27 protein-coding genes are annotated in these 26,242 nt (G+C 45.9%); 23 read left to right on the top strand and 4 right to left on the bottom strand.

The window, feature by feature from the left end:
- The first annotated feature begins 7 nt into the window (after positions 1-7).
- From dxr to HMPREF3144_RS05675, 10 genes are all read left to right on the top strand, one after another.
- Positions 8-1,186 carry a 1-deoxy-D-xylulose-5-phosphate reductoisomerase gene (gene dxr / locus HMPREF3144_RS05720; RefSeq protein ID WP_070476893.1) on the top strand — a complete coding sequence of 393 codons (1,179 nt, stop codon included), beginning with the start codon at positions 8-10 and terminating at the stop codon, positions 1,184-1,186.
- A gap of 81 nt (positions 1,187-1,267) precedes the next feature.
- The gene (gene rseP / locus HMPREF3144_RS05715; RefSeq protein ID WP_070476892.1) at positions 1,268-2,713 is read left to right on the top strand and encodes an RIP metalloprotease RseP; all 1,446 of its coding nucleotides are present in this window, start codon (positions 1,268-1,270) and stop codon (positions 2,711-2,713) included.
- 169 nt (positions 2,714-2,882) lie between these two features.
- Entirely contained in the window at positions 2,883-5,270 is a 2,388-nt protein-coding gene (gene bamA, locus HMPREF3144_RS05710) for an outer membrane protein assembly factor BamA (RefSeq protein ID WP_036559842.1), read from the top strand.
- Between the two features lie 120 nt (positions 5,271-5,390).
- Positions 5,391-5,957, top strand: a complete 567-nt coding sequence (locus HMPREF3144_RS05705; protein WP_065421000.1) for an OmpH/Skp family outer membrane protein — start codon at positions 5,391-5,393, stop codon at positions 5,955-5,957.
- 14 nt (positions 5,958-5,971) lie between these two features.
- Positions 5,972-7,048 (top strand): UDP-3-O-(3-hydroxymyristoyl)glucosamine N-acyltransferase, encoded by a 1,077-nt coding sequence (lpxD, locus tag HMPREF3144_RS05700; RefSeq protein ID WP_018026625.1) that lies wholly within the window; start codon positions 5,972-5,974, stop codon positions 7,046-7,048.
- 76 nt (positions 7,049-7,124) lie between these two features.
- On the top strand, positions 7,125-7,574 hold the full coding sequence (gene fabZ / locus HMPREF3144_RS05695; RefSeq protein ID WP_026156854.1) for a 3-hydroxyacyl-ACP dehydratase FabZ: 450 nt from the start codon (positions 7,125-7,127) through the stop codon (positions 7,572-7,574).
- Between the two features lie 51 nt (positions 7,575-7,625).
- Entirely contained in the window at positions 7,626-8,420 is a 795-nt protein-coding gene (gene lpxA, locus HMPREF3144_RS05690) for an acyl-ACP--UDP-N-acetylglucosamine O-acyltransferase (RefSeq protein ID WP_070476891.1), read from the top strand.
- 9 nt (positions 8,421-8,429) lie between these two features.
- Complete coding sequence (gene lpxB, locus HMPREF3144_RS05685) at positions 8,430-9,602, top strand: lipid-A-disaccharide synthase (RefSeq protein WP_026156855.1); 1,173 nt, start codon at positions 8,430-8,432, stop codon at positions 9,600-9,602.
- Positions 9,603-9,607: 5 nt separating this feature from the next.
- Positions 9,608-10,258 carry a ribonuclease HII gene (gene rnhB / locus HMPREF3144_RS05680; RefSeq protein WP_083290402.1) on the top strand — a complete coding sequence of 217 codons (651 nt, stop codon included), beginning with the start codon at positions 9,608-9,610 and terminating at the stop codon, positions 10,256-10,258.
- Between the two features lie 34 nt (positions 10,259-10,292).
- The gene (locus HMPREF3144_RS05675; protein ID WP_070476890.1) at positions 10,293-11,129 is read left to right on the top strand and encodes a TrmH family RNA methyltransferase; all 837 of its coding nucleotides are present in this window, start codon (positions 10,293-10,295) and stop codon (positions 11,127-11,129) included.
- Here the strand turns inward: HMPREF3144_RS05675 and HMPREF3144_RS05670 are convergent.
- Complete coding sequence (locus tag HMPREF3144_RS05670; RefSeq protein WP_018026631.1) at positions 11,104-11,934, bottom strand: posphoenolpyruvate synthetase regulatory kinase/phosphorylase PpsR; 831 nt, start codon at positions 11,932-11,934, stop codon at positions 11,104-11,106. The genes HMPREF3144_RS05675 and HMPREF3144_RS05670 overlap by 26 nt on opposite strands.
- 175 nt (positions 11,935-12,109) lie before the next feature.
- Here HMPREF3144_RS05670 and ppsA point away from each other — a divergent pair, with 175 nt between their 5' ends.
- The 4 genes from ppsA (at position 12,110) to HMPREF3144_RS05650 (ending at position 16,329) form a co-directional block, all read left to right on the top strand.
- Positions 12,110-14,485: a phosphoenolpyruvate synthase gene (ppsA, locus tag HMPREF3144_RS05665; RefSeq protein WP_026156857.1), complete on the top strand. Its 2,376-nt coding sequence runs from the start codon at positions 12,110-12,112 to the stop codon at positions 14,483-14,485.
- Positions 14,486-14,619: 134 nt separating this feature from the next.
- Positions 14,620-14,949, top strand: coding sequence for an FKBP-type peptidyl-prolyl cis-trans isomerase (locus HMPREF3144_RS05660; RefSeq protein WP_018026633.1), 330 nt, complete (start codon positions 14,620-14,622; stop codon positions 14,947-14,949).
- 19 nt (positions 14,950-14,968) lie between these two features.
- A complete protein-coding gene (locus HMPREF3144_RS05655) occupies positions 14,969-15,403 on the top strand; it encodes an NfeD family protein (RefSeq protein ID WP_070476889.1) in 435 nt (144 codons plus the stop codon).
- Positions 15,404-15,405: 2 nt separating this feature from the next.
- A complete protein-coding gene (locus tag HMPREF3144_RS05650) occupies positions 15,406-16,329 on the top strand; it encodes an SPFH domain-containing protein (protein WP_018026635.1) in 924 nt (307 codons plus the stop codon).
- A 42-nt stretch (positions 16,330-16,371) separates the two neighbouring features.
- Here the strand turns inward: HMPREF3144_RS05650 and smpB are convergent, their stop codons facing one another.
- Complete coding sequence (smpB, locus tag HMPREF3144_RS05645; RefSeq protein WP_018026636.1) at positions 16,372-16,824, bottom strand: SsrA-binding protein SmpB; 453 nt, start codon at positions 16,822-16,824, stop codon at positions 16,372-16,374.
- Positions 16,825-16,958: 134 nt separating this feature from the next.
- On the opposite strand from smpB, the gene HMPREF3144_RS05640 reads away from it, so the two are divergent.
- Genes HMPREF3144_RS05640 through HMPREF3144_RS05630 form a run of 3 tightly spaced genes read left to right on the top strand, consistent with a single transcriptional unit; the run spans position 16,959 to position 18,919 of the window.
- Positions 16,959-17,399, top strand: a complete 441-nt coding sequence (locus tag HMPREF3144_RS05640; protein WP_026156858.1) for a type II toxin-antitoxin system RatA family toxin — start codon at positions 16,959-16,961, stop codon at positions 17,397-17,399.
- Positions 17,383-17,784, top strand: a complete 402-nt coding sequence (locus tag HMPREF3144_RS05635; protein WP_018026638.1) for an RnfH family protein — start codon at positions 17,383-17,385, stop codon at positions 17,782-17,784. The genes HMPREF3144_RS05640 and HMPREF3144_RS05635 overlap by 17 nt, the downstream gene beginning before the upstream one ends.
- Positions 17,777-18,919: an enoyl-CoA hydratase/isomerase family protein gene (locus HMPREF3144_RS05630; RefSeq protein WP_018026639.1), complete on the top strand. Its 1,143-nt coding sequence runs from the start codon at positions 17,777-17,779 to the stop codon at positions 18,917-18,919. The genes HMPREF3144_RS05635 and HMPREF3144_RS05630 overlap by 8 nt, the downstream gene beginning before the upstream one ends.
- A 46-nt stretch (positions 18,920-18,965) precedes the next feature.
- Here HMPREF3144_RS05630 and HMPREF3144_RS05625 read toward each other — a convergent pair whose 3' ends face one another.
- Positions 18,966-19,958, bottom strand: coding sequence for a CAF17-like 4Fe-4S cluster assembly/insertion protein YgfZ (locus tag HMPREF3144_RS05625; protein ID WP_036559832.1), 993 nt, complete (start codon positions 19,956-19,958; stop codon positions 18,966-18,968).
- 206 nt (positions 19,959-20,164) lie between these two features.
- On the opposite strand from HMPREF3144_RS05625, the gene mltG reads away from it, so the two are divergent.
- The 6 genes from mltG (at position 20,165) to moaA (ending at position 25,423) form a co-directional block, all read left to right on the top strand.
- The gene (gene mltG, locus HMPREF3144_RS05620) at positions 20,165-21,178 is read left to right on the top strand and encodes an endolytic transglycosylase MltG (RefSeq protein ID WP_018026641.1); all 1,014 of its coding nucleotides are present in this window, start codon (positions 20,165-20,167) and stop codon (positions 21,176-21,178) included.
- Complete coding sequence (tmk, locus tag HMPREF3144_RS05615; protein ID WP_018026642.1) at positions 21,179-21,817, top strand: dTMP kinase; 639 nt, start codon at positions 21,179-21,181, stop codon at positions 21,815-21,817. It abuts the gene before it with no gap.
- A gap of 1 nt (position 21,818) precedes the next feature.
- On the top strand, positions 21,819-22,880 hold the full coding sequence (holB, locus tag HMPREF3144_RS05610) for a DNA polymerase III subunit delta' (RefSeq protein ID WP_070476888.1): 1,062 nt from the start codon (positions 21,819-21,821) through the stop codon (positions 22,878-22,880).
- 16 nt (positions 22,881-22,896) lie between these two features.
- Positions 22,897-23,676 carry a TatD family hydrolase gene (locus HMPREF3144_RS05605; protein WP_070476887.1) on the top strand — a complete coding sequence of 260 codons (780 nt, stop codon included), beginning with the start codon at positions 22,897-22,899 and terminating at the stop codon, positions 23,674-23,676.
- A 31-nt stretch (positions 23,677-23,707) separates the two neighbouring features.
- Entirely contained in the window at positions 23,708-24,343 is a 636-nt protein-coding gene (locus HMPREF3144_RS05600; protein WP_083290401.1) for an ankyrin repeat domain-containing protein, read from the top strand.
- A gap of 105 nt (positions 24,344-24,448) precedes the next feature.
- Positions 24,449-25,423: a GTP 3',8-cyclase MoaA gene (moaA, locus tag HMPREF3144_RS05595; RefSeq protein ID WP_070476886.1), complete on the top strand. Its 975-nt coding sequence runs from the start codon at positions 24,449-24,451 to the stop codon at positions 25,421-25,423.
- Positions 25,424-25,502: 79 nt separating this feature from the next.
- Here moaA and mog read toward each other — a convergent pair whose 3' ends face one another.
- The gene (mog, locus tag HMPREF3144_RS05590) at positions 25,503-26,114 is read right to left on the bottom strand and encodes a molybdopterin adenylyltransferase (protein WP_070476885.1); all 612 of its coding nucleotides are present in this window, start codon (positions 26,112-26,114) and stop codon (positions 25,503-25,505) included.
- Between the last annotated feature and the right edge of the window lie 128 nt (positions 26,115-26,242).

Here is a 26,242-nt window from a genome sequence, read left to right as displayed (position 1 = left end):
GATCTAGATGGCACAAGCTCAACGGATTTGCATACTTGGCGCGACTGGCTCAATCGGTGAAAGCACCTTAGATGTGATTGCAAGCCACCCTGAGGCTTTTGAAGTATACGCCATGAGTGCCTTTAGCCAAGTTGAGAAGCTAGTTGCCCTCAGTATTAAGCATCAACCCAAGGTCTTAGTCCTACCGCATGCGGCAGCGCGGCAACAATTTATTGCCTTATGGCCTAGTAATCAGCCGCTACCTGAAATCCGTCTTGGTGCTGAGGCCTTAGTTGATACAGCCATTGATACGGCGGTCGATACCGTTGTTTGCGCTATTGTTGGTAGTGCTGGTCTAGCCTCTGCCTTTGCCGCTGCCCAAGCGGGTAAGCGTATTTTGTTGGCCAATAAGGAGGCTTTGGTTGCTTCGGGTCAGCTGTTTATGGAAGCGGTAAAGCAGAGTGGGGCGCAATTACTGCCTATCGATAGTGAGCATAATGCGATTTTCCAATGCATGACACGGCCCATTCAAGCCTCACAGATTAAGGAGATCATTCTAACCGCTTCGGGTGGCCCCTTCAGAGATACAGATCTTAGCTTACTGGATAGGGTAACGCCAGCGCAAGCCTGTAAGCATCCTAATTGGTCCATGGGTCGTAAGATTTCCGTCGACTCGGCGACCATGCTTAATAAGGGACTGGAAGTGATTGAGGCGAAGTGGCTATTTGACATGCCCTTAGAAAAAATTAAGGTGGTGGTACACCCAGAAAGCATTGTCCACTCCATGGTGCATTATGTGGATGGCTCGATTCTGGCTCAATTAGGTCACTCGGATATGCGTATCCCGATTTCCTATGCCTTAGCTTACCCAGAGCGGCTTACTAATCAGGCGCCGGACTTTGAGTTAAGTGATTTGTGTCAGTTGAATTTCAGACTGCCGGATTTGGCTCGTTATCCCTGTTTGGATTTGGCCTATCAAGCCATGAATGCGGGGCAGCAAAGTACTATTGTATTAAATGCGGCGAATGAAATCGCCGTTGCCGCCTTTTTAGATCGGCGTATTCGCTTTACTGATATAGCGCGTTTGATTGCGCTGATGTTGGAACAAAACTGGTCTTCTGCGGTCGATTCGATTGAAGCCGTGCATGCCCTAGACCATGAGGTGCGTCGTCAGGCCACCGCACATTTAATGCAATTTAGCGCCTAAAGGCGTGCTAGCGCAGCGAATGCGTTTAAGCGCTGATAGCGCAAGGATGTATTATTTTAATTAGCTTACTTAACTTTTTTCATGCTAAGCACTGTTATTAGTTTTTTAATCACCATCAGTATTGTCGTCGTTTTTCATGAATGGGGACATTATTTGGCGTGTCGTCTTTTTGGTATTCATGTAGAGCGTTTTTCACTTGGTTTTGGTCAGGTGATTTATAAAAAAACCGATCATCGGGGCTGCGAATGGGTGCTGAGTGCCTTACCCCTGGGTGGTTATGTGAAGCCCTTATCGGTTGCCTCGGAGCAATATGGCGCCTTAATGGATAGGCCTGAGGGCTTGCTTGCTAAAGCGATTGAGGCAGTCTCACCGTGGCATCGCTTTGTGGTCTATGCGGCTGGTCCATTATTTAGCTTTATTTTGGCTATTCTAATTTATACCGGACTGAATCTTAAGGGTGAACAACAGGTGGTGGCCATGTTAGCTGAACCGCCTGCGGCGTCGCTAGCAGCAGAGGCCGGTTTGCGCCGGCATGACTTAATTGTGGCGGTGAATGGTAAACCGGGCTACAGTTGGACTCAGGTGAGTGAAGCATTATTGGAACCCATGCATTTTGGCGGCGAGACGCAGTTGAGCGTGATTCGGCAAGTGGATCGCCACTCCTTAGCGGATCATATGAGCGATTTAACACAGCGCTTAGCTTCCTATCCTAGAGAGAATCTGTTGCTTCGCTTTAACTCAGTGGATGGCACCCTGGAAAATCGAGATTTAATGCGTGAAAGCGGTCTGATACTGGATACCACACGGGTTAAGGTGATGGAGGTGATTGCAGATAGTGCGGCTGCGCAAGCAGGCTTGCGTGAGGGCGATATTATCAGCGGTTTTTGTGAGCCTGTACCTGCCGTTAGTAGCGGTGATACGCCTGAAGCACCAGCAGATGACAGCTTCGGTCTGGCTGCTTTGATGCAAGCGTTTAAAGCGCATCCTGAACAGTCTCTGTGTTTATCTGTGGAACGAGATGGAGCTTTGCTACAGCTCGCTATTACTCCAGAACGGGTCACTAGCGAGGGACAAAGCGTTGGGCGAGCTGGTGTGCGCCTAGCGGCTGACTTGCCGACGATTACGGTGCGTTATGGGCTGGTGGATAGTGTTAGTCGTGCTATCAGTAAAACTTATGATTTAGCTGCGATGTCTGTTAATGCCGTCATCAAGATCGTTACAGGTGATATTTCTTGGCGCAATCTAAGTGGCCCGATTACCATTGCCGATTATTCGGGTAAGGTAGCGCAAGCAGGGGTTTGGCCTTTTATTTCATTTATTGCTTTGATTAGTTTGAGCATTGGGGTACTTAATCTACTCCCTGTGCCGGCCTTAGATGGAGGCCAGATGGTCATTTGTGTGATTGAGGGCTTACGTGGTAGACCCTTGCCTGAGGTCGTGCTGCAGCATATCCATCAACTAGGCTATTTACTTCTTTTAGTATTGATGGTATTGGCCTTTAGCAGCGATATTTTCAGACTTTTGTAAAAAAATGATAAATCCACGTTAATCAAGTGGCATAATTGAGTAGTTTTACACTTTATTTGACTTTGCTAACAAGATTGGCTAATTTGTCATAAACTTGTAAATCGGCTTTCTATGATGCCGTTATCGCTTTTTATTCTTAGGCAGTTTTTTTAGAGATAAAGGATTGTTGATGCGTTTACGCCCTAACTTTACCCATAACCAAAAATCCTTAGCATTGAAATTATCAGCACTCTCCTTCGCAGTGCTATTGCCACTCAAGGGTATGGCTTTTTCACCTTTTGTGGTGCAGGATATTCGCGTGACTGGTTTACAAAGTGCTGAGCCGGGGATGGTCTTTAGTTATTTGCCGGTCGGTGTGGGCGGTACCTTTACAGAAGCGCAGGCTACAGATACGGTACAACGTCTTTATGCCACAGGTTTATTTGATGATGTAAATATCACGACGCATAATCGTATTGTTAATATTCAAGTCGTCGAGCGTCCAATCATTACCTCAGTGATTTATGAGGGGATGAATGCTTTTAATGATAAGCAGCTAAATAGTAGCTTACTAGAGGTAGGCTTTGGTGAGGGTAGACCGTTAGATCCAGCCTTACTCGATCGCGCCAAGGATGAGATCCGCTCACAGTATATTCTTAAGGGGCATTATGGTGCCTCAATTGATCATATTTTAACCCCTTTACCTGGTAATCGTGTGGGCATTAGTTTTCAGGTGCAAGAGGGTAGTCGAGCCCGTATTCGCGATATTAACTTTGTTGGTAACGATACCTTCAGTTCCTCCACGTTACGTAAAGAAATGGTACAAACCACACCGGGGTATATGACCTGGTTTACTGGTAGCCATCGCTTTACGCGTGAGGGATTGGAGCGTGATACGCAAAATATCCGTGATTTTTATTTGAATCGCGGTTATTTAGATTTTCATATTAGCCAACCCCAGGTAAGTCTTTCAACCGACCGCAAGGATATCTCACTTAACTTTACAGTCGATGAGGGTAAGCCATACACCATTCGTAAGCAGCAGTTAGCTGGTGATCTATTGGGTTTAAATGAAGAGCTGCGTCAATTGATTGTGCAGCGTGAGGGCCAGGTCTTTGATAATAGCCGTGCCCAAGAGACGGTGCGTCGTATTCAACTACGTTTAGGTGAGTTAGGTTATGCCCTAGCCGATGTGAATGTGCATCCGATTACCGATCCAGAGACTCAACAAGTGGATGTGACGTATTTTGTTAGTCCGGGCAAGCGTATTTATGTACGCCGTATTAATATCGGAGGTAATGTACGAACACGTGACCAGGTGATTCGTCGTGAGATGCGCCAGCAGGAGTCGGCTTGGTATGATGAGGCACGCCTGAGTACCTCGCGCGATCGCATTGATCGCTTAGGTTATTTTAATACCGTTGATATTACCCAAGTGCCGGTGGCTGGTACTGACGATCAGGTTGATATCAATGTGGACGTCAAGGAAAAGCCTACTGGTTTAATTAACCTTGGTGTGGGCTATGGTTCGACGGACAAGCTATCATTTATGGCTGGGGTGAGTCAGGATAATATTTTCGGCTCCGGTACAGACCTAAGTTTACAGATAAATACTGGTCGCTATAATCGTGCTGCTATCTTAAGCCACACCGATCCTTATTTCACGCGCAGCGGCATTAGTCGTACGACCTCACTTTATTTCCGTGAAAATCGTCCTTATAGCGACTATGTATACGATCAGGACGAGCGTACCTATAGAATTCGTACTTACGGCTTTGGTATGAATTTTGGTGTGCCGATTTCGGAAAATGATCGCATCTTCTTAGGTGCTACCTTTGAGCAAAACCGCATTACACTACCTGATCGCTCAATTAATAACATTGTCATTCCTGAGGCGTATCGTGAGTTCGTTAAGCACTACGGTGAAAAGAGTAACGTGTTCTTATTAAATGCCGGTTGGACCAAGGATACGCGTGATAGCGCATTAGCGCCAACGCGTGGTTATCGTACAAGTCTAGATGCGGTGGTTGGTGTGGGTGATTTAAACTATTGGATCACCAGTGCTTCCGGACAGTACTATCTGCCTTTAGGTAAGAGCTTTACCCTTGCCTTTAATGCGGCTGTGGATTATGGTCGTTCATTTAATAAAAACAAACCCTTCCCGGTCATTAAGAATATGTACGCTGGTGGTATCGGTTCAGTGCGAGGTTATGAGGGAGCTTCACTCGGTTCGCGTGACCCGGTGTCTGGTGACTATCTAGGTGGTTCTAGTCGTGTGTTAGCGAATGTACAGCTATACCTACCATTCCCCGGCACCAATCAGGATCGTACCTTGCGTTGGTTTGTGTTTGCCGATGCGGGTAAGGTCACAACCACCGGCTCCACCACTTGCTATACTGGTAGCTCACGCTATGGCGGGGTGGTAGAGGATCCATGCGGTTGGCGCTACTCGGCAGGCGTGGGTTTATCATGGCAGTCGCCTTTAGGTCCTTTGGAGCTCTCTTACGCTAAACCGATTAAATCTAAACAGGGTGATGAGAAACAACAGTTCCAGTTCCAAATTGGTACATCTTTCTAAGCAGCGAGTCGTTACAAACTGTTTAAAAACAATTAGCGATGATTTTTTATAGCGTATATCATGTTATTTTTATAAAGACTCATCGCCTTTAAAATTTTTTCAATCAGAGGTGTTTATTAGATGAATACTACGTCAAACCAAGGCTTTATTTTGCCTAAGCTGCAATCTTTTTTAGTGTCTGCAACCGTTGTTTCTTCCTTGGCTTTTGCATCTGCCGTATCGGCACAAGAAGCGCAGGCGCCCGTGACCGCCGATGGTATTAAAATCGGTTTTGTTAACACTGAAAAGATTCTGCGTGACTCTAAGCCTGCCAAAGAAGCTCAAACTCAAATTGAGGAGGAGTTTGGTAAGCGTGACGAGGAGTTGCAGAAGTTAGCGGATAATCTACGCAAAAAATACGAGGACTTTGAAAAAAATGCACCGGTGATGTCTGATGCGGATCGTTCCAAGGCGCAGCGTGAGTTAACCGACTTAGATACGGATTTGCAGCGTAAACGTCGTGAATTCCAAGAGGATTTCAATCGTCGTCGTAATGATGCCTTTTCAACCATCGTTGAAAAAGCAAACGTCGCCATTCACGAACTGGCCGCCTCTGAATCTTATGATTTAATTCTACAAGATGCGGTGACTGTTAGTGAGCGTATTGATATCACTGATAAAGTGATTAACGTCTTAGATAATAAATAGTTGTTTCTTTTCTTATGTCACACAGCCTTAGTCTTCCTTTAGATAAATTATTAGCACAGGTTAATACCGAGGGGCTAGCCTATTCAATTTTAAACACTAGCACGCAAGCGATGCCGACGATTCGAGGCTTGGGTTCTTTGTCGCATGCGGGCAGTGAGCAGATTAGTTTTTTATCTAATCCGCGAATGTTTAATCTACTGCTAGAGACTAAGGCGGGTGCAGTGATTCTGCCACAACAGGGCGTTGATAAGCTGCCTGCTACGGTGCCTTTTGTGGTGGTGGTGTGTGAGGATCCCTATCTACTCTATGCGCGAATTTCTCAATACTTTGATGATAGTCGCATTGATTTAGTACCTAAAGTAATTCATCCTACCGCAGTCATTGATGCGACAGCAGAAATTGCTGAGGGTGTGGCGATTGGTCCCTATGTGGTGATTGAAGAAGGTGTGAAAATTGGCAGTGGCTCCGTGATTGGAGCGCATTGCGTGATTGGCAAAAACTCCTCCATTGGCAAAGATACGCGTTTACATCCCCATGTGACTTTATACCGTGGTACGCAAATTGGCGATCGTTGTCTATTACACAGTCATGCAACCTTAGGTGCCGATGGCTTTGGCTTTGCCCCTGATAATACGGTAGAAAAGGGCGCTTGGTGCCGTATTGCCCAATTTGGTAATGTGATCGTGGGTAATGATGTAGAAATCGGTGTATGTACCTCCATTGATCGCGGTGCCCTAGGCGACACCATTATCGGTAATGGCGTCAAGCTTGATAACCAAATTATGATTGGTCATAATTGCGTGATCGGTGATCATACCGCCATGGCCGCCTGCGTAGGTGTTGCGGGTTCAAGTATTATCGGTAAGCGTTGTACCTTAGCTGGTGCAGCCATGCTGGCAGGGCATTTAGAGCTAGCTGATGATGTCCATATTTCAGGTGCTACTGGCGTGATGTCCAGCATTAATAAACCAGGTCGCTACACCTCCGCTTATCCTATTGAAGAGCATAGCGAGTGGCAAAAAAATGCAGCAGTGATTAAAAATTTATATAAGCTGCGCCGACGCGTACAAGAATTGGAAAAAAAGCTCTAATACAGCGTCATGTAGCGTAATAAATTCAAGTTATTAAAAATAATAAATCGTTTGGGAAAGAAAAATGAGTCAAGAATTGCAATTAGATATCGCCGGTATTATGAGCCGTTTGCCACACAGATATCCGTTTTTATTAGTTGATCGTGTGTTGGATATTGTACCGGGTGAGAGTATTGTTGCCATTAAAAATGTCACCATTAATGAACCGTTTTTCCAAGGCCATTTTCCTCATATGCCAGTGATGCCCGGTGTCTTAATTGTGGAGGCATTGGCTCAGGCAGCCGCTTTATTTACTTTTATCTCTGAAGACGGTAAGCCCTTGGATCCTGAAAAAACCGCCTACTACCTCGTGGGTGTGGATAATGCGCGTTTCCGTACACCGGTCGTGCCGGGCGATCAACTAATGCTGCATGTAAATGCTGATCGTATTAGTAAGGCACTCTGTAAGTACACGGCCGAAGCTCGGGTTGATGGCAATGTGGTGGCCTCAGCAAAAATTATGTGTGCGATTCGCAAATTAGATTAGTTCGTCTTGCGTTAAGCACACCTTTTTATAGAGATTTTCAGACAGGTTTTTATGGCTAATATTCATCCTACCGCAATCATTCATGAGGGCGCAAAGCTACATGAAAGTGTAAAAGTTGGCGCTTACTCCATTATTGGTGCAGATGTCACCATCGGTGAAAACACGGTGGTTGGTGAGCATTGTGTGATTGATGGTAAAACGACCATCGGTAAAAACAATCACTTTTATCGTTTTTGCTCCATTGGTGGTGTGCCCCAAGACAAAAAGTATGGTGGTGAGCAAACAGCGCTGCAAATCGGTGATGGTAATATGTTCCGCGAATTCGTTACCATTAATATCGGTACCGTGCAGGATGTCGGGGTGACCGTGATTGGTAATAATAACTGGATTATGGCGTATGTACATATTGCGCATGATTGTCAGTTAGGCAATGAGATCATCATGTCCAATGGCATCCAATTGGCAGGTCATATTCATATTGGTGATTGGGCGATTATTGGTGGATTAGCGGCTGCCCATCAGTTTACTCATATCGGTGCTCATAGTATGACGGGTGGTATGAGTGCTATTCGTCAGGATATTCCACCTTATGTCTTGGGTGCGGGTCAACCTTATAAACCGGCTGGTGTTAACTCTGAGGGTTTAAGACGTCGTGGCTTTACGGCGACACAAATTCAAGCCATTCGTGAAGCATATAAGTATATTTATCTGCGCAGCCTGAAAATCGAGGATGCCTTGGTGGAGATACGTAAGCTTCAACAAAGCAGTGCGGAGGATGTGGCCAAGGTATTGGAGCCCTTTATTGATTTTTTTGAAAAATCATCTGCTCGCGGCATCGGTCGCTAATCAAGCATTATGACACACAGGATTACCATGGTCGCAGGTGAGCCCTCTGGGGACTTGCTTGCGGCTCGTGTGATTGAAGGTCTTAAAGCTCATGAGCAAGGACTGAGATTTCGTGGGATTGGTGGTCCGCATATGCAAGAAGCTGGTTTGGCCTTGGATTACCCAATGGATGCCTTATCGGTATTCGGCTATATTGATGCCATCAAGCAGTTACCACGTCTAATATCAATTTATCAAGGCTTTAAGAAAAAGACCTTGGCGCATGCGCCTGATGTTTTTGTGGGGGTGGATGCACCGGACTTTAATTTACGGCTAGAAGAGCAGCTTAAAAAATCCGGCATTCCGACGGTGCAATTTGTTAGTCCCTCGATCTGGGCATGGCGCTATCAACGCATCGAACAGATTAAGCGAGCCGTTGATCATATGTTGGTGCTGTTCCCCTTTGAAGTCGATATTTATGAAAAAGAGGGGGTGCCGGTTACTTTTGTGGGTCATCCCTTAGCCCAGCAAATCCCTAAGACGCCAGATGCTCGTGCGGCACGTATTCGTTTAGGATTAGATCCAGATAAGCCATTGTTGGCTATTTTACCTGGTAGTCGACAATCTGAATTAAAGGCGTTGAGCCAGGTTTTTTTACAAACCGCACAAAAATTACATCAAAAATACCCCGAGCTGCAATTTGCCGTACCTCTAGTGAATGAGGCGCGTAAGCAGCAATTTATTGAGCTAAGTAAGGGGATTACCCTGCCAAATCTACATCTTTTTGAACAAAAGCAGGCTCAGCAACCGGTTTCGCGTGATGTGATGGAGGCCTGTGACGCTGCACTATTAGCCAGTGGCACGGCATCCTTAGAAATGGCTCTATATAAAAAGCCGATGGTTATTGCCTATATACTTTCACCTTTGATGGTTAAGGTTATGGCATGGAAATCGGGGCAGTCGGCACCCTTATTGCCATGGATAGGTTTACCTAATATTTTATTGCGTGAGTTTGCAGTGCCGGAGCACTTACAGGAGGCAGTGACGCCCGAACAGCTAATGGCTTCTTGTGTGCGTGCGCTCGAAGATAAAGCATATATCGCAGCCACCAAGGCAAAATTTGAAGCGCTTTATAACACCCTAGCCATTGATACTCCTCGTTTGGCCGCAGAAAGGATTTGGCAAGTTGCCACTGCCCGATAGTGATTATGTCTAGTATTAAAACTTTCAATCCGATGAAGCTCGATGCAGGCGTGCTAATCGTTGGTATTGACGAAGCGGGCAGAGGACCTTTAGCTGGTTCGGTGTTTACCGCCGCAGTGATCTTAGATCCGAATAAAGCAATCGAGGGCTTAATGGATTCCAAAAAGCTCTCTGAAAAAAAGCGTGATTATTTAGCAACAATAATTAAAGCGCAAGCGCTAGCCTGGAGTATCGCTTCGGCTAGCGTTGAAGAAATTGATCGCTTGAATATTTTAGAAGCCACAATGTTGGCGATGACGCGTGCTTGGCAGGGAATCAAGCAAGCCCATCATTATGTATTAATTGACGGTAATCAAATTCCTAAAGCCATGCGTGCAACGCTGCCAGATAATCTGTTAAGCACTCAGCACGTTGAAGCCATTGTGAAAGGGGATGATTCAGTACCGGCGATTGCTGCTGCCTCCATCCTTGCTAAAACCGCAAGGGACGCAGAGCTTTATGCCTTGGATGCACAATATCCCGATTATGGTTTTGCTCAGCACAAAGGCTATGCTACCAAACTACATTTAAGTCGGCTTGAAGCATTGGGACCATGTCCTATTCACCGACAAAGCTTTGCGCCTATTAAGCGTTTTTTGCAGCAGCCACAATCATAGTGCACTTAGCATTCCTCGTCCCAGGAGTTGTATTATGTTTTCTGACGCTAAGCTAATCGATTCAAAAAACAATGCCTTTTTTAAGCGCTTAGTTAAAATCTCACAGAATAAAGAAAAAGCACTGTGCTTGTTGGAAGGGATTCATTTGTGTCAGGTTTTTTTAGCTAAGGCGGATGGTTGGCAGCTAAAAGCAGCCATTTTTCAAGCCTCTGCCTTAAGTAAGGCGGCTAATGAGGCGAATAGTGAACTAATGCAGCTCTATCAGTGCTTAAATACTAGCCCTACGATATTAGCGGATCAGTTATTTAAGCAATTATGTGATGTGCCGAGTCCGCAAGGGGTGATCTTTTTAATTGAGCCAGCGCAACGCCCCTTGGATGAGCTTTTAGTGGACAAAACCATGGTTCTAGTTGATAGGGTGCAGGATCCGGGGAATTTGGGCACGATCATCCGTACCGTGGCGGCAGCCGGTATTAAGCAGTTAGTACTCTCCAGTGGCACGGTCAAAGCCTGGTCGCCGAAAGTGTTACGTAGTGCTCAGGGTGCACATTTTGCGATCACTATTTTTACTGAGGTAGATTTAACGGTCTTAGTAAATAAGCTCAAGCTACCAATTTATGCCACTGCCTTAAGTGATGCAGCCAGGTCCTTGTATGCGCTGGATTTGGCTAGGGAATGTGCTTGGCTCTTGGGTAATGAAGGGCAGGGCGTGAGTCGAGAGTTATTAGCACAAGCCACGGCGGAAGTTTTTATTCCTCAAGCTGAGGCGGTCGAATCCTTAAACGTGGCAGTGGCTTGTGGCATTATTTTATTTGAGCAACGTAGACAGCGTTTAGCCCAATTAGCTAGTAGCTTTTACGGTCAAGATTAAGAATTTTTAAGACCGTGGTTGAGATTTCTTCAATGGATTTGGTGGTGGTTGATAGCCATGCGATATTTTCACGACGCATCATCCGCTCCGCTTCAGCCACCTCATATTTACATTGATCGAGTTCGGCATAGGCACTGCCGGGACGACGCTCTTGTCGTACCTCGTACAAACGCTCAGGATTAATCGATAAGCCAAAGAGCTTATGACGGTGCGGTAATAAGGTATCTGGTAAGGTGCCGCGGTCAAAATCCTCGGGAATTAAAGGAAAATTTGCCGCCTTAATTGAATACTGCATAGCCAGGTATAAACTTGTTGGGGTTTTACCACAACGTGAAACACCAACAAAAATCACGTCCGCATGCTCTAAATCATGCACAAACTGACCGTCATCATGGGCCAGCGTGAAGTTGATCGCTTCAATGCGACGACGATATTCGTCGGAACTGGCACTCACATGCGAACGACCGATCGCCGGGTTAGATTTGGTCTGTAGACTCTCTTCTAGCTGGCGCACACAGGCCCCAAAAATATCCATATAGATGCAATTGCTATGGCGCAGGTGAGTGTTAATGTCCTCATCTACAATGGTGCTAAAAACAATGGGCGGTAGCTTATCCAGCTCAGCCGTGCTATTAATTCGTGTCGCAATTTCTTGGGCGCGTTCAACCGTATTCACAAAAGGCTCACGCTCTTGTTGAAAGGTAAATTTATGAGTAAACTGCGACAACACTGAATGTCCGAAAGTCTCAGCAGTGATGCCAGTGCCATCAGAAACGATGAAAACAGTGCGCTTTTGTAATTGCATAGATAAAACCTTTTCCCTGGAGTGAAGAATGGGCTACAATGATAGCCTAATTAGATGACGGATTGATGATGTTTACACTTTATCTCAAGTAGTATTGTTACACCAAAAGGCCTATTTGTTCAGCAAAACGTGTTTTTTTGAACAAATAAGCTTTTTTATCTTTGAGGTATGTTTTATGACTTACGTTCTTCCTTTTGAGCAGTGTCGCATGTGTGACGTCGATGTGGTCGGCGGTAAAAACGCATCACTCGGTGAGATGATTAGCCAGTTGGCTTCCGCAGGCGTACGTGTGCCAGGTGGTTTTGCTACCACCGCCCAAGCGTTTCGTGACTACTTAAAGCAGTCCGATCTTGATAAGCGTATCAGCGAGCGCCTTGCTCGTTTAAATCCAGATGATGTGCGCGAGCTTGCCGAAGCTGGTCAAGAAATCCGTCAGTGGATTATCGAGACACCGTTCCATGCGGAGCTTGAGCAGCAAATTCGCGAGGCTTATGCTGAGTTGGATGCTGATGGCAAGGGTACTTTTGCAGTGCGTTCTTCAGCCACAGCCGAGGACTTACCAGATGCTTCATTTGCTGGTCAGCAGGAGACCTTCCTTAACGTTGCCGGCATTGATGACGTGCTTGATAAAATTCACCACGTATTTGCCTCTCTTTATAACGATCGTGCGATTTCTTACCGTGTACACAAGGGCTATCGTCATGATGACGTGGCTTTATCGGCAGGGGTTCAGCGCATGGTGCGCTCTGATAGCGGTAGCTCGGGCGTGATGTTTACCCTGGATACCGAGTCAGGCTTTGAGGATGTGGTGTTTGTAACCTCATCCTACGGTCTGGGTGAAACGGTGGTGCAGGGTGCGGTTAACCCTGACGAATTCTACGTTTACAAACCGACTTTAGAGGCCGGTAAGTATCCGATTGTGAGCCGTCACATTGGTTCTAAATTGATTAAGATGGAGTTTAAAGAGCATCGTGCACCAGGTGAAAACGCTGTACGAACCGTCGATGTTCCTACCTCCGAGCGCAATCGCTTCTCTATTACAGATGAAGAAGTGATTGAATTAGCTAAGTACGCAGTTATTATTGAAAAGCACTACCAGCGTCCAATGGATATTGAGTGGGGTCGTGACGGTATCGACGGTAAGATTTACATCTTACAAGCCCGTCCTGAGACTGTTAAATCTCAACAATCAAAGCAGGATGTACAGCAGCGCTTTAAGCTTAAAACCACAGGTGATGTGATTTTGACTGGTCGTGCCATTGGCCAAAAAATCGGTGCTGGTAAGGTTCGCATTATTCATGATGTGTCTGAGATGGATCAGGTACAAGCCGGTGATATTTTAGTAACCGATATGACCGATCCAAACTGGGAACCAGTGATGAAAGTGGCTTCCGCTATTGTGACTAATCGCGGTGGTCGTACATGTCACGCTGCGATTATTGCGCGTGAATTAGGTATTCCTGCGGTTGTAGGTTGCGGTGAAGCAACTGAGCTACTTAAAAACGGTCAGGAAGTGACGGTTTCTTGTGCCGAGGGTGATGAGGGTCGTATTTATGACGGTTTATTAGAAACTGAAATTGAGGAAATCAAGCGTGGTGAAATGCCTGAGATCCCCATCAAGGTGATGATGAACGTCGGTAACCCGCAGTTAGCCTTTGACTTCTCCCGTATCCCTAACAAAGGTGTGGGTCTAGCGCGCTTAGAGTTTATTATTAATAACAATATTAATGTCCACCCTAAAGCGGTATTAGACTACCCCAATGTTGATCCTGAATTAAAGCAAGCAGTAGAGTCAGCAGCACGTGGTTATGCTAGCCCACGCGCTTTCTTCGTTGAGAAATTAGCCGAGGGCGTGGCCACCATTGCCGCCGCCTTCTATCCGAAGACAGTGATTGTACGTATGTCAGACTTTAAGTCTAATGAGTACCGCAAATTAGTTGGTGGTTCACGCTACGAGCCTGAGGAAGAAAACCCGATGTTAGGCTTCCGTGGTGCATCACGTTACTTAGCCGATGACTTTGCTGAGTGTTTCCGCATGGAGTGCGAAGCACTGAAAAAAGTACGTGATGAAATGGGCTTGGATAATGTTGAATTAATGATCCCATTTGTGCGTACTGTGAGTCAGGCAGAGCGTGTGATTGACTTATTAGCAGCCAATGGCTTAAAACGTGGTGAAAACGGCTTGCGCGTGATTATGATGTGTGAGGTGCCGTCAAATGCCATTTTAGCTGAGCAGTTCTTAGAGCACTTTGATGGCTTCTCCATCGGTTCGAACGATATGACCCAATTAACTTTGGGCTTGGATCGTGACTCCGGTATGGAGATCCTGATGGCTGACTTTGATGAGCGTGATGAGGCGGTGCAGTTTATGCTGTCTCGTGCAATTCAAGCGTGTATCAAAGCCGGTAAATATGTCGGTATTTGTGGTCAAGGCCCGAGTGATCACCCAGACTTAGCCTTATGGCTCCAAAAAGAGGGAATTGTTTCCATGTCACTTAACCCAGATACGGTGGTTGATACATGGCAAAAACTTGCTGAGCAGCAAGGCTAATTCTATTCTTTAGTTTAAAGCCCGATGCTTTTATATTCCCACTAATCCTTGCTGGTTTAGTGGGATTTTTTTATGTGATAATTCATCTTCAGGTAAACTACCTTTGCTATGATGAAAATTGATAGGAGATATTGATGTCTGAATTAATGATTGAGGATTTGACCGTAGGTAATGGCGAAGAGGCTAAAGCGGGTCAAGAGGTGACAGTACATTACACTGGTTGGTTATTGGACGGTGGTCAAAAGTTTGACTCCAGCAAGGACCGCAATCAGCCTTTTAGTTTTCCTTTAGGCGCAGGTCATGTGATTAAGGGTTGGGACCGTGGTGTACAGGGAATGAAGGTCGGTGGTGTGCGTAAGCTGACGATTCCTGCCAGCTTAGGCTATGGTGCCTACGGTGCTGGTGGTGTGATTCCGCCTAATGCGACCTTAGTGTTTGAAGTCGAGTTATTAGCCGTTAATTAGTTTTTGTTAAGGCGCTTCTATGTGGATTTGGTTTGCGATTGCTGTGGTGGCGGTGATATTAGAGTTGCTTAGCGGCACCTTTGTATTATTGCTAATCGGTTTAGGTGCTTTTGCTGCCGGTATTGCGACGTGGTTAGCATTGGATTTTATTGTGCAATTAGCCGTGTTAGCCATTGTGCCGGTATTGGGGATTTTCATTATGAAGCGCATGGGCAAGTTTCATCTGCGTAATCCCTTAGCCAGTGAGTCAGATGCTAATCTAAATCTGGATATAGGTCGTTCTGTTTTTGTAGAAGCATGGCATGCTGAGCGTCGTCAAGCACAAGTTAGCTTCAGGGGCGCCACATGGCAGGTTAAACCGGCGGAGCACTATACAGCGCTTAGCCCCGGCAAGCATCGTATCGTAGCTGTGCGAGGCATTGTTTTAATTGTAGAACCTTTTGGAGAGATCTAGTTGTGGCTGATTTACTAAGTTTTTGGCTAATCCTACTGGTATTAGTCGTTATTTTTCTCGTTAAGTCTGTTGCCATTGTGCCTCAACAGCATGCTTGGGTGGTGGAGCGCTTGGGGCGCTATGACCGTACTTTAAGCCCAGGACCACGTTTAGTGATTCCCTTTATTGAAAAGGTGGCTTATAAGCATTCACTTAAAGAAATTCCCCTTGATGTCCCCAGTCAGGTATGTATCACGCGGGATAATACGCAATTGCAGGTGGATGGGGTGCTGTACTTCCAAGTGACTGATGCTATGTTGGCATCCTACGGTTCTTCTAATTATATTTTAGCGATTACCCAGCTTTCTCAAACGACCTTACGTTCGGTTATCGGTAAGATGGAGTTAGACCGCACCTTTGAAGAGCGTGAATTGATTAACAGCAAAGTGGTTTCTTCATTAGATGAGGCAGCCACCAACTGGGGCGTGAAGGTATTACGCTATGAAATTAAGGATTTAACGCCACCTAAAGAGATTCTGCATGCGATGCAGGCACAAATTACCGCTGAGCGTGAAAAGCGTGCCTTGATTGCGGCCTCAGAAGGGCGCCGCCAAGAGCAGATTAATATTGCTGAGGGTGAAAGAGCGGCTGCGATTGCACGTTCTGAGGGTGATCGTCAGATGCAGATTAATCAGGCGCAGGGTGAGGCCGAAGCCGTCGTAACGGTAGCTGATGCAACGGCCGAAGCGATTAAAAAAGTCGCCCAAGCCATTCAGGAACCTGGCGGTATGGCTGCGGTTAACTTACAGGTAGCAGAAAACTATATTTCTGCTTTCTCCCAATTAGCACAAAAGGGTAATAGTCTGATTATCCCGTCGAATTTATCGGATATCAGTAGCTTGGTTGCGAGTGCCATGACGGTGGTAAAAAATAACGACAAGCAGTAAAAATTAAAGGCTGTTATTCTAGATGAATAGCAGCCTGATTGTTTAGCGCGTATCATTTTTCATAATCCGGGCCTTTTCTCGCTCCCAATCACGTTCTTTAATGGTGGCGCGTTTGTCATGTTGCTTTTTACCCTTGGCTAGGCCCACGGTCATTTTTATGAGGCCGTTTTTGTAATAAAGGTTTAAGGGCACCAAGGTAAAGCCACGTTGCTCTACGCGACCAATTAATTTATTAATCTCGTGCTTGTGCATCAGCAGTTTGCGGGTGCGACTGGCGTCTGGTCGGATATGGGTGGAGGCGGTACCAAGTGGGCTAATCAGCATATTGAGTACAAATAACTCGCCATTACGAATCACAATGTGGCTTTCACCGATTTGCGTGCGTCCAGCACGGATGGCTTTAACCTCCCAGCCCTCAAGCACCATGCCGGCTTCAAACTCTTCCTCGATAAAGTAATCGTGTCGTGCTTTTCTATTATCAGCAATCCTGGTCATTCTATTTAATTCTGTGTTTTATTTGCTATAGGGCGTTAAAATATAGCCCACCTGTAAAATTTTTGTCAATTATCTATTCTAATCAGAAGAGTAGCTTTTTGCCATCAATCATTCTATTTATCGATTTTATTTCTATGCATACCGTCAAACGCAGTGTCTTAGTCCCTTATAGTGCCGAGCAGATGTTTAATTTAGTGGCTGATGTCGATAAGTACGAGGAGTTTATGCCTTGGTGTGGCGGCTCAGAGATTAAGGAGCGCTTCGATGGCGGACTCGTCGGCTCAGTGACCATCGCACTGTCAAAGATTAAGCATACCTTTACGACACGTAATACCCACGACTATCCGCATCAAATTCATCTGGATTTAGTGGATGGGCCTTTTTCATCACTGACTGGGGATTGGATCTTTACCCCCTTGGCCGAGGATGCCTGTAAAGTGGAGTTTACTCTAAATTACGCTTTTAATAGCCGACCGTTGGAGTTTATTTTAGGACCCATTTTTAATAAAGTGGCTAACAGTTTTATTGATTCCTTTACCAAAAGAGCAGAGCAGCAGTATGGTGAGGCATTCTGATTCAGCGCTGTTCACGATAGAGATCGTGTATGCAGCCACCCCTGATCGTATTTGGCAACAGCAATTGCAGCTGACAGCGCCTGTGACTATAGCTGATGCCTTACAGCAAAGCAATATATATAGGGAGTTTCCCGAGCTTAGGAGCCAGCTTCATGGTGTTGGCATCTTCGGCTTAGTAAAATCGTTGAGTCACAATGTCGCAGCAGGTGACAGAGTTGAAGTCTATAGAGAATTAAACTTTGATCCAATGGAGTCGCGACGGCGTCGGGCCGCCCATAGAAAGGCCGGTATTCTCAAAAAGAAGCATTTAAAGCCTGACCGCTCCCGACGTTTCGAATATATCGAACATAAAGATAATGAGCTTAGGAGGAGAAAGTATGAGTGATGTGGTGTTGTTTTCAACAATTGAAAGTGGTGATAAATTAATCGCCGTTGCTACCTTGAATCGCCCTCAGGTATTAAATAGCTTGGATCTGCAGATGGCAGAGATGCTTTATACACAATTAAAGCAGTGGGAGCAAGATGAGCAAGTCGTGGCGGTGATATTGGCTGCGGCCGGTGAGAAGGCGTTTTGTGCGGGTGGTGATATTACTAGCGTGTATCAGGGGATGCTTGAAAACCAAAGCGGTGAGCCCTTGGCTAATCAATATGCGGTTGATTTTTTCAGCACCGAGTATCGCTTAGATTATTATCTACATTGCTATCCAAAGCCTGTGATTGTGTGGGGTCGCGGCATTGTAATGGGTGGTGGTATCGGACTTTTGTCTGGTGGCAGTCATCGTATTGTCAGTGATGATGCCCGTTTAGCCATGCCTGAGGTGACGATTGGCCTATTCCCGGATGTGGGTGGTAGTTGGTTATTACCACGGCTTAGCGGTCATAGCGGTCGTTTTTTAGCGGCCACCGGTGCCATTGTCAATAGCGATGATGCCTTATTTAGCGGCTTAGCCGATTATGCCATGACCAGCGATGCTTGGGATACTTTTGTTAAGGCCCTTGCTGCCCAAGTTTGGCCTAGCTACCCATGTAAGCGTCGAACCCGTATTGAACGTGATGATTTAATTCATGATGTCTTAAGTCAATTTGCTTATACTACCCCACGTGTTGAAGGACCATTGCAACAGCATGCAGCCTTGATTGATGAGATATGCGATGTGCGTGACTATAAGCGGGTTTATGAAGGTATCGCTAAGTTAGTTGAGCATGACAATGAATGGCTCTCACGTGCTGCGACCACGATGTTACGTGGTTCAGCTTTTGCTGTGGCATTAGGACTGACGCTACAGGACTATAGCAAGCACATGTCCTTAAAGGAGGTGTTTGAGTTAGAGTATATTGTGGCCTTACATTGCTCTGCCGACGGTATGTTCCAAGAGGGGGTTCGTGCCTTATTAATTGATAAGGATCGCAAGCCTCAATGGCGCTATCAAGCCATTGATGAAGTCGATATCAATAAGGTCTATGAGTATTTTGAAGCTCCGTGGTCGGCTGGAGCTGCCGAAGCATTTAAACTAGATTAAGTGATTAGGGGATGTCTTTAAAGGCATCCCCTAAGTAGTTACACCGTTAGTTTTCAGGTTTTTCAAGCGAGTAGGGTGGTGCCTGTACGTTGAGCACTGGGCCGTCAGCAGCGCCCAGATGCAGAGGTTCTGTCTGCGTGCCATCAACCGCTTCTAAACGTGTTTCAAAGAGTACCCACGTGCCTTCTGCGGCAGGCAATCTGGCGATGTTGACCACTTGACCCACGGGTTGATCAGCTTGATAGATATCTGTGCCAACCTGAATGTCGTCGCTGCTGTTGCCACTGAAGCCGATATAGCTGCGACGCTTGAGCGTGCCACGATAGTGACTGCGTGCTACCACCTCTTGACCGGGGAAGCACCCTTTTTTAAAGCTAACGGCACCTATTGCATCATAGTTAATGCTCTGCGGAATAAAGGCTTCGTAATTTGCCTGCTCCACCCAAGCCACGCCATTCATAATATCTAAGGCTGACCAATAAGCTGCGGCAGCAGGTGCCCATTCAAAATCACTTTGTTGAGGTAGGTATTGGTGCGTGGTGACTTCTGCGCTTTGCTGACCGCGTGAGATCACCAGATAGCGTTGTTCAGTGGCTTTTGAAGGGAAGCGAATCCATTGCTGTAAATCATGCTGATAAACGGCAAAATTCGCCTTCTGAGCAAGCTTTTCTGGCGCAATTTCCAGCTCATGATTGCTAGACCATAAAGCCAGCATTGAGCTGGGCACCTCTTCTAATACTACCTTATTGCGAAGAATAAACATTTTTAAACGCTTTAAGGTCGTGTCCAACAGATCTTTTTTTAGAAGTAAATAATAACTATCATCCGCCTCGGCATCTTGCCAGCAAATAAAGCTAGCTAGGCTACGACCCTTGGCATTACACCAGGCGCTAAGCCGTGCTTGTTCCGTACTAACTTGCTTAATATCCTGGGTGAGTTGATTTTGTAAAAACTCAGCGGCATCGGCGCCACTTGCCTTAACTAGGGCAAAATCATCCAATAGCGCATAATTAACTACTGGTAAAGAAGAATCAGACATAAATAGCTCCACGATGTTTAGCGTAAATTATTGCTTTGTTACAGTATGCCATGCTTTTAGTGATTGGGCTTTGATCGTCGTACTCAGTAACGCTTGTTCGACTTATTTACAAAGGCTTAAGACTGCTTGAGTGCAAAGCAAACACCAAACAATCGAAACTGTTAAAATTGATCCTTTCATAAGGGAGTATTTTTACTACGGGTCGTATGTCAAAGATTTTAAAGTACCTCATATTACCAGTTGTCGTACTGAGCCTGATTCTGAGTTCAGTCGCGGCATACTATGCTTATCACTGGTCTAAAACCCCAGTTACGCTGAATGACAGTGTTTATGATTTTCATATTAAACGTGGTGATAGCTTACGTACTGTGGTTAGCTTGCTTGAGCGTGAGGGTATTCTCAAGCATGCACCGTTATTGATTTTATACGGTCGTTACACAGGACAGGATCGTATGATTAAAGCGGGTGCTTATGAGATTAAGTCCGGTGACACGCCCTTGGATGTGTTGGAGCGCATTGCCAGTGGTGATATGAGTCAACGTCGCATTGCATTGATTGAGGGGCATACCACCAAGCAGTTTATTGAGCGTATTCAGGCTAATCCAGACATTACAGTGACCTTGGATGCCACTAAGCCCGAGGAATTGTTAGCTAAATTGGGCAGTAGCTATAACTCGCTAGAGGGTATTTTTTACCCCGACACCTATGTGTTTGTACCGGGTGATACGGATTTTGATATCTTACGTCGAGCGTATGTGCAGTCTCAAAGTCATTTGCAAGCGGCTTGGGATAGTCGTAATCCAGACAGTCCTTATAAAAATCCCTATGAACTCTTGATAATGGCCTCCATCATTGAAAAGGAAACAGGTTTGGCTAGTGATAGGGATACCATCGCCGGTGTTTTTACTAATCGCTTGAAGGCCAATATGCTATTACAAACCGATCCAACGGTGATTTATGGGATGGGTGATAAGTATCAGGGGCGCATACGTAAGGTAGATTTACAGACGGATACGCCGTGGAATACCTACACCCGCGCTGGTTTACCACCGACACCCATCGCCAATCCGGGTTTAGCGGCATTGACAGCGGCTAGTCAGCCGGCTGAGCATAGTTTTTACTATTTTGTGTCGCGTGGGGATGGTAGTAGTGAGTTTGCAGAGAATTTGCAGCAACATAATCGAAATGTTAAACGTTTTATCTTAAATAAAGGGGATTAGGTGAGGGGTTTATTCTTAACAATTGAAGGCGTGGACGGGGCCGGTAAAAGCAGTCATATGGATTTGATTGCCACAACGATCGAGTCCTTTGGTTATGAGATCATCCGTACTCGCGAACCTGGTGGTACCCCCTTAGCTGAAACCTTACGGCATTTGTTGCTGAGCGAGGACATGAGTTTAGAAACCGAGCTGTTATTGATGTTTGCCGCGCGCCAAGAGCATTTGAATCAGGTAATTAAGCCCGCGCTATTGGCTGGTAAGGCAGTGGTTTGCGACCGCTTTAGTGACTCCACCTTTGCTTATCAAGGGGGTGGGCGGCAGATTGAGGCCAAAAAAATTCAATCCTTAGTCGAGTTAGTGCACCCTAATTTACAGCCGGATTTGACCTTGTTGTTTGATTTGCCTTTAGAGATTGCACGTGAGCGTATTGCAGCAGAACGTCAATTGGATCGTTTTGAGCAAGAGGAAGAAGTGTTTTTTAAACGGGTGCGAGACGCCTATTTAGCTCGAGCAGCGGCCGAAACGCAGCGCTTTCTTGTGATAGATAGCAGTCAGCCCATGGCGCAGGTTGCTGAGACACTTCAGCAAAGCCTCACTGAGCGCTTACAAGCCCATCTGTTACACCCGCCTATCAAATAATATGAGCTATTCAACACCGCAATTTTTACCTTGGCAGGAAGCGCTTGCCGAGCAATGGTTAGGGCAAAATGAGCGTTTTACTCATGCTTGGCTAATTCATGGCGAAGAGGGTATTGGCAAGTTTCAGTTTGCACATGCCGCAGCCGCTGCCATGCTGTGTGAGAGCCCTAAGGTCTCACACCAGGCCTGCGGTGCCTGTCAATCTTGTCGTTGGTTAGCGCTTAATCATCACCCCGACTTGCGGATAGTGGTGCCCGAAAGTATGTATGAGGCACTGGGTTTAGCACCAAACGAAGAGGAGGCGAGTAGTAGTGAAGCGACTAAAAGTCTTTCCAATCAGATCCGGGTGCAACAAATTCGGGCCTTAGAGCAAAAGAATTTTTTCACCCTTAGCACCCATCGTGGTGGTGCTAAGGTATTAATTATTTATCCGGCTGAGCGATTAAATACTGAGTCGGCTAATGCGATTTTAAAAATTCTGGAAGAGCCCATCGGCGATACCCGCTTTTTAATTGTTAGTAACAGCATAAAAAAGCTTTTACCAACTATTGTGTCGCGCTGTCAACGTTTGCATTTAGCGATCCCGGACCATGAGAGCAGTGTTGCGTGGTTAGGCTCAGAGGGTGTGGCTGATCCTGAAAATGCCTTGGCGGCAGCGGGTGGGGCACCTCTTAAAGCAAAGCAGCAAAGTGCATCGGCTTATGAGCCTTTGCGCTATTGGCTAGGCGATTTTGTACAGAGCCTGGCTGCACGTGAGATACCGGATATGCAGTCCTATGTTGATAAGCTGGATAAAATTGCAGCTGAGCAATGGCTTGATAGTTTGCAGCGTTTTTTTGTGGATTTACAGCTATATCATCACGGTTTAGAGGCGCGCTATTTTCCCGCATTAGCGCAATCCACACAGCAAATAGCTGCTGCTTTGGATGCGCATAAAATAGCCGATTTATTTGATTTTTTGAGGCAAGAGCAGGCGACTGCGGCGCATAGTTTTAATAAGCGTTTATTAATCCAAGCATGTTTACAACGGGTGATGCTCCTGTGCTTGGCGCGATCATCTTAATTTTTTTCATTTTATTATGTTTATCGATTCACATTGTCATTTAGATTTTCCCGAGTTAGTTGAGGATCAGGCGCAAGTGCTTGCTGCCATGAAACAAAATGATGTGGGTTTAGCACTTTGTATCTCCGTATCGGTGCCAAACTTCCCCGGTGTTTTAAAGCTGGCAGAGGAGCACGATCATTTATGGGCCAGTATCGGTGTGCACCCACAATATGAGGATACGCCGGAGCTCAGTGAGGAGGATTTTGCCGAGTATTTGAAGCACCCAAAAATTGTGGCGGTCGGTGAGACTGGTTTAGATTATTATTGGGGCAAAGAGCCTTTGGATTGGCAAAGAGATCGTTTCAGAACCCATATCCGTGCAGCCATTGCTGCCGATGTGCCATTAATTATTCATACCCGTGAAGCCAAAGAAGATACGCTACGTATCCTGAAAGAAGAGGGGGCTGAGCGTTGCGGTGGTGTGATGCATTGCTTTACCGAGGATTGGGCAATGGCTCAAGAGGCAATGGCGCTAGGATTTTATATTTCCATGTCGGGTATTGTCACCTTTAAAAATGCGCAGCAGGTTCAGGAAGTGGCGACTAAAACTCCGCTTGATCGTTTATTAATTGAGACGGACTCTCCCTATCTGGCGCCCGTTCCTTATCGAGGTAAGCGTAATGATCCCTCCTTAGTGATTTATGTGGCCGAAAAAATTGCCGAATTGAAACAAATTTCGGTGCAAGAGGTCAAAGAGGCAACCACGGAAAACTTTTTCAACTTATTTAAAAAAGTGCAACGCCCTGCGCTGTAGTCACAACGCGTTTTTATTAGGAATGATTTTCATGCGATTACGTATTACACAACAAATTTTTGCTTTTATTAGTGCCTTGATGCTGTTGTTATGTGTGCAAAGCCCAGCACTTGCGAATGACTGGTGGGTTGATGTGCGTAACGACCGCGTTAGTAAACTCCTTGATGCCATCGAACGAGGTCAGGATCCTAATATATTAAATGGTGACGGCCACACTGCTTTAATCTATGCGTATCGAGAAGGTGCCTTAAAAAGCTTTGAGGCCTTGGCAACTCACCCTAAAGTCGATATTAATAAGCAAAATAGCTACTATGAAACGGCCATCATGTATCCTGCTTTGGCCGATGATTTAGCACGGGTACAACTGTTGGTAAAGCATGGTGCTCAATTGAATAACCTCGGTTGGTCACCGATTCATTATGCAGCGATTAAGGGTAATGCTAAAATCGTCAAGTATTTATTAGATCATGGCGCATGGCCTAATTCACCTGCACCAGACGGCTCCAATCCCTTAATGATGTCAGTGAGTGCCCGCAATGTTGAAGCGGTGAAGGCCTTGCTTGAAGCTGGCGCAGATCCGCGCGCAGTTAACTTTGATGGCATCAGCGCCTTGGATATTGCCAAGAAAATGAATCATCGCGAGATATTAGAATTACTCTCTAAGTAATGGCATTGGCTTAAAATTCACCAGGGAGATACCCGATCATATTAGTCGGGTATCTGCTATAATTGACACTATATTGAATTCACTAGTTAAAGGATTGGCGTAATCATGTTGGTAGATCGATTTAATCGGCGCATTGAGTACTTACGCATTTCCTTAATCGATAAATGCGATTTGCGCTGTACCTACTGTATTCCTGAGGGTTTTACAGAGTTTGAGCATGCAGAAAACTACCTGAGCTTTGATGAAATCGAACGGGTAGTGGCGGCCTTTGCTCGTTTAGGTACCTCACGCTTCAGATTAACTGGCGGCGAACCACTACTACGCAAAAATGTGGTTGATTTAGTGCGCCGTCTCGCTGCACTTGATGGGGTAGAGGATCTTTCCATGACCACCAATGCCACGCAGCTCGCTCGCTATGCCCACGCCTTAAAGGACGCCGGCTTAACTCGATTTAATATCAGTTTAGATTCATTAAGTCCTGAGGTGGTTAAAAATATTAGCGGTAGTGACTCCTTGCCTAAGGTGTTGGCGGGTCTAGCAGCGGTGAAGGCAGCTGGTTTTGAACGGACCAAGATTAATATGGTACCCCTGGCTGGGATTAATACACAGCACATTGAGCAGATGATTCGTTTTTGTATGGATCATGGCTTCACCCTGCGTTTGATTGAGGTGATGCCCATGGGCGTGACGGGGCAGCGTTTAGACTACGTCAATCTACAGTCAATCATTGAGGAGGCGCAGTCCAAGTTTCATTTGATCGAGTCCACGCGGATTCAAGGTGGCGGGCCAGCACGTTATTGGGAAACGGCAGATGGCAGTTTTTCGCTAGGTTTTATCACGCCGCGCTCGCAGCATTTCTGTGAAACCTGTAATCGCGTTCGTATGACCGCTGATGGGGTATTACATCTGTGCCTTGGCCAAAATGATAGCTTCGACTTAAAGCCTTATTTACGCAGTGGCTGTTCCGATGAGGAGTTAGAGGAGGCGCTGCGATTAGCGATTGAACTAAAGCCTGAAAAGCACGAGTTTAACGAAAAACCTGAGCAGATTATCCGCATTATGGCCAAAACCGGTGGTTAACATCGGCATTAAAAACTAAAAGCTAAAAGGCTCCGTCATATGATCGCGGAGCCTTTAGTGTGTTAGGCGTGAGGCTGCATTATAGGGGTTGCCATTTTTCCCCCGGATAGACGGCATTACATATTTCTGGTCTGCATCGAACCTTTAAACCGCTAACGGACTCAATACAAAAGGGGACTGAAGCAAAAATGCCATGAACTTTTTGCTTACCCGCTTCGTCCTTTAGCCCGCCTAGGGTTTCAGCAATGGCTTTAGGACGTCCAGGTAGGTTCAGAATCACGCTACTGCCACGTAATACACCCACTTGCCGGGAGATAATGCCGGTTGGAATAAAGTTTAATGAGATTTGGCGCATTTGCTCACCAAAACCAGGCACGACACGTTCGGCCACAGCTAAGGTCGCTTCAGGCGTCACATCACGAGGGGTGGGACCGGTACCGCCGGTGGTTAGGATCAAATGACATTGCTCCTCATCGGCTAATTCTCTCAGGGTCATTGAAATTAGGTCTAACTCATCTGGAATGAGGCGCGGCACATACTCGATAGGATTAATAACCGCCGTATCTAACCATGCCTTGAGTCCAGGTAGTCCCTCATCCTCATAGATCCCCTGTGAAGCTCGGTCACTCACCGAAACAACACCAACTTTTAGTGTTTGTAGTTCAAAAGCGAAATCATTTTGCTGACTCATTAACTATAGTCCTCATATACAATTTACAATCAGTACCGTTAACTATATCATGCTGTGCACTAAGGATAGGCTTTATCGACAATTGCCGTAAGAGCCTTTCCTTTAGGTGGGGGATGTAAGGCAAGTAT

Source organism: Oligella sp. HMSC05A10, from assembly GCF_001808335.1.
GTDB lineage: Bacteria > Pseudomonadota > Gammaproteobacteria > Burkholderiales > Burkholderiaceae_B > Oligella > Oligella urethralis.
The sequence above is the reverse complement of the archived record's forward strand: the minus strand, read 5'-3'. Positions and strand labels throughout refer to the sequence as shown.

Excerpts from the sequence above, each read along its gene's own strand:
- dxr (WP_070476893.1), top strand. The coding sequence starts at position 8 with ATGGCACAAGCTCAACGGATTTGCATACTTGGCGCGACTGGCTCAATC.
- rseP (WP_070476892.1), top strand. The coding sequence starts at position 1,268 with ATGCTAAGCACTGTTATTAGTTTTTTAATCACCATCAGTATTGTCGTC.
- bamA (WP_036559842.1), top strand. The coding sequence starts at position 2,883 with ATGCGTTTACGCCCTAACTTTACCCATAACCAAAAATCCTTAGCATTG.
- HMPREF3144_RS05705 (WP_065421000.1), top strand. The coding sequence starts at position 5,391 with ATGAATACTACGTCAAACCAAGGCTTTATTTTGCCTAAGCTGCAATCT.
- lpxD (WP_018026625.1), top strand. The coding sequence starts at position 5,972 with ATGTCACACAGCCTTAGTCTTCCTTTAGATAAATTATTAGCACAGGTT.
- lpxA (WP_070476891.1), top strand. The coding sequence starts at position 7,626 with ATGGCTAATATTCATCCTACCGCAATCATTCATGAGGGCGCAAAGCTA.
- lpxB (WP_026156855.1), top strand. The coding sequence starts at position 8,430 with ATGACACACAGGATTACCATGGTCGCAGGTGAGCCCTCTGGGGACTTG.
- rnhB (WP_083290402.1), top strand. The coding sequence starts at position 9,608 with ATGTCTAGTATTAAAACTTTCAATCCGATGAAGCTCGATGCAGGCGTG.
- HMPREF3144_RS05675 (WP_070476890.1), top strand. The coding sequence starts at position 10,293 with ATGTTTTCTGACGCTAAGCTAATCGATTCAAAAAACAATGCCTTTTTT.
- HMPREF3144_RS05670 (WP_018026631.1), bottom strand. The coding sequence starts at position 11,934 with ATGCAATTACAAAAGCGCACTGTTTTCATCGTTTCTGATGGCACTGGC.
- ppsA (WP_026156857.1), top strand. The coding sequence starts at position 12,110 with ATGACTTACGTTCTTCCTTTTGAGCAGTGTCGCATGTGTGACGTCGAT.
- HMPREF3144_RS05660 (WP_018026633.1), top strand. The coding sequence starts at position 14,620 with ATGTCTGAATTAATGATTGAGGATTTGACCGTAGGTAATGGCGAAGAG.
- HMPREF3144_RS05655 (WP_070476889.1), top strand. The coding sequence starts at position 14,969 with ATGTGGATTTGGTTTGCGATTGCTGTGGTGGCGGTGATATTAGAGTTG.
- smpB (WP_018026636.1), bottom strand. The coding sequence starts at position 16,824 with ATGACCAGGATTGCTGATAATAGAAAAGCACGACACGATTACTTTATC.
- HMPREF3144_RS05640 (WP_026156858.1), top strand. The coding sequence starts at position 16,959 with ATGCATACCGTCAAACGCAGTGTCTTAGTCCCTTATAGTGCCGAGCAG.
- HMPREF3144_RS05635 (WP_018026638.1), top strand. The coding sequence starts at position 17,383 with ATGGTGAGGCATTCTGATTCAGCGCTGTTCACGATAGAGATCGTGTAT.
- HMPREF3144_RS05630 (WP_018026639.1), top strand. The coding sequence starts at position 17,777 with ATGAGTGATGTGGTGTTGTTTTCAACAATTGAAAGTGGTGATAAATTA.
- HMPREF3144_RS05625 (WP_036559832.1), bottom strand. The coding sequence starts at position 19,958 with ATGTCTGATTCTTCTTTACCAGTAGTTAATTATGCGCTATTGGATGAT.
- mltG (WP_018026641.1), top strand. The coding sequence starts at position 20,165 with ATGTCAAAGATTTTAAAGTACCTCATATTACCAGTTGTCGTACTGAGC.
- holB (WP_070476888.1), top strand. The coding sequence starts at position 21,819 with ATGAGCTATTCAACACCGCAATTTTTACCTTGGCAGGAAGCGCTTGCC.
- HMPREF3144_RS05605 (WP_070476887.1), top strand. The coding sequence starts at position 22,897 with ATGTTTATCGATTCACATTGTCATTTAGATTTTCCCGAGTTAGTTGAG.
- HMPREF3144_RS05600 (WP_083290401.1), top strand. The coding sequence starts at position 23,708 with ATGCGATTACGTATTACACAACAAATTTTTGCTTTTATTAGTGCCTTG.
- moaA (WP_070476886.1), top strand. The coding sequence starts at position 24,449 with ATGTTGGTAGATCGATTTAATCGGCGCATTGAGTACTTACGCATTTCC.
- mog (WP_070476885.1), bottom strand. The coding sequence starts at position 26,114 with ATGAGTCAGCAAAATGATTTCGCTTTTGAACTACAAACACTAAAAGTT.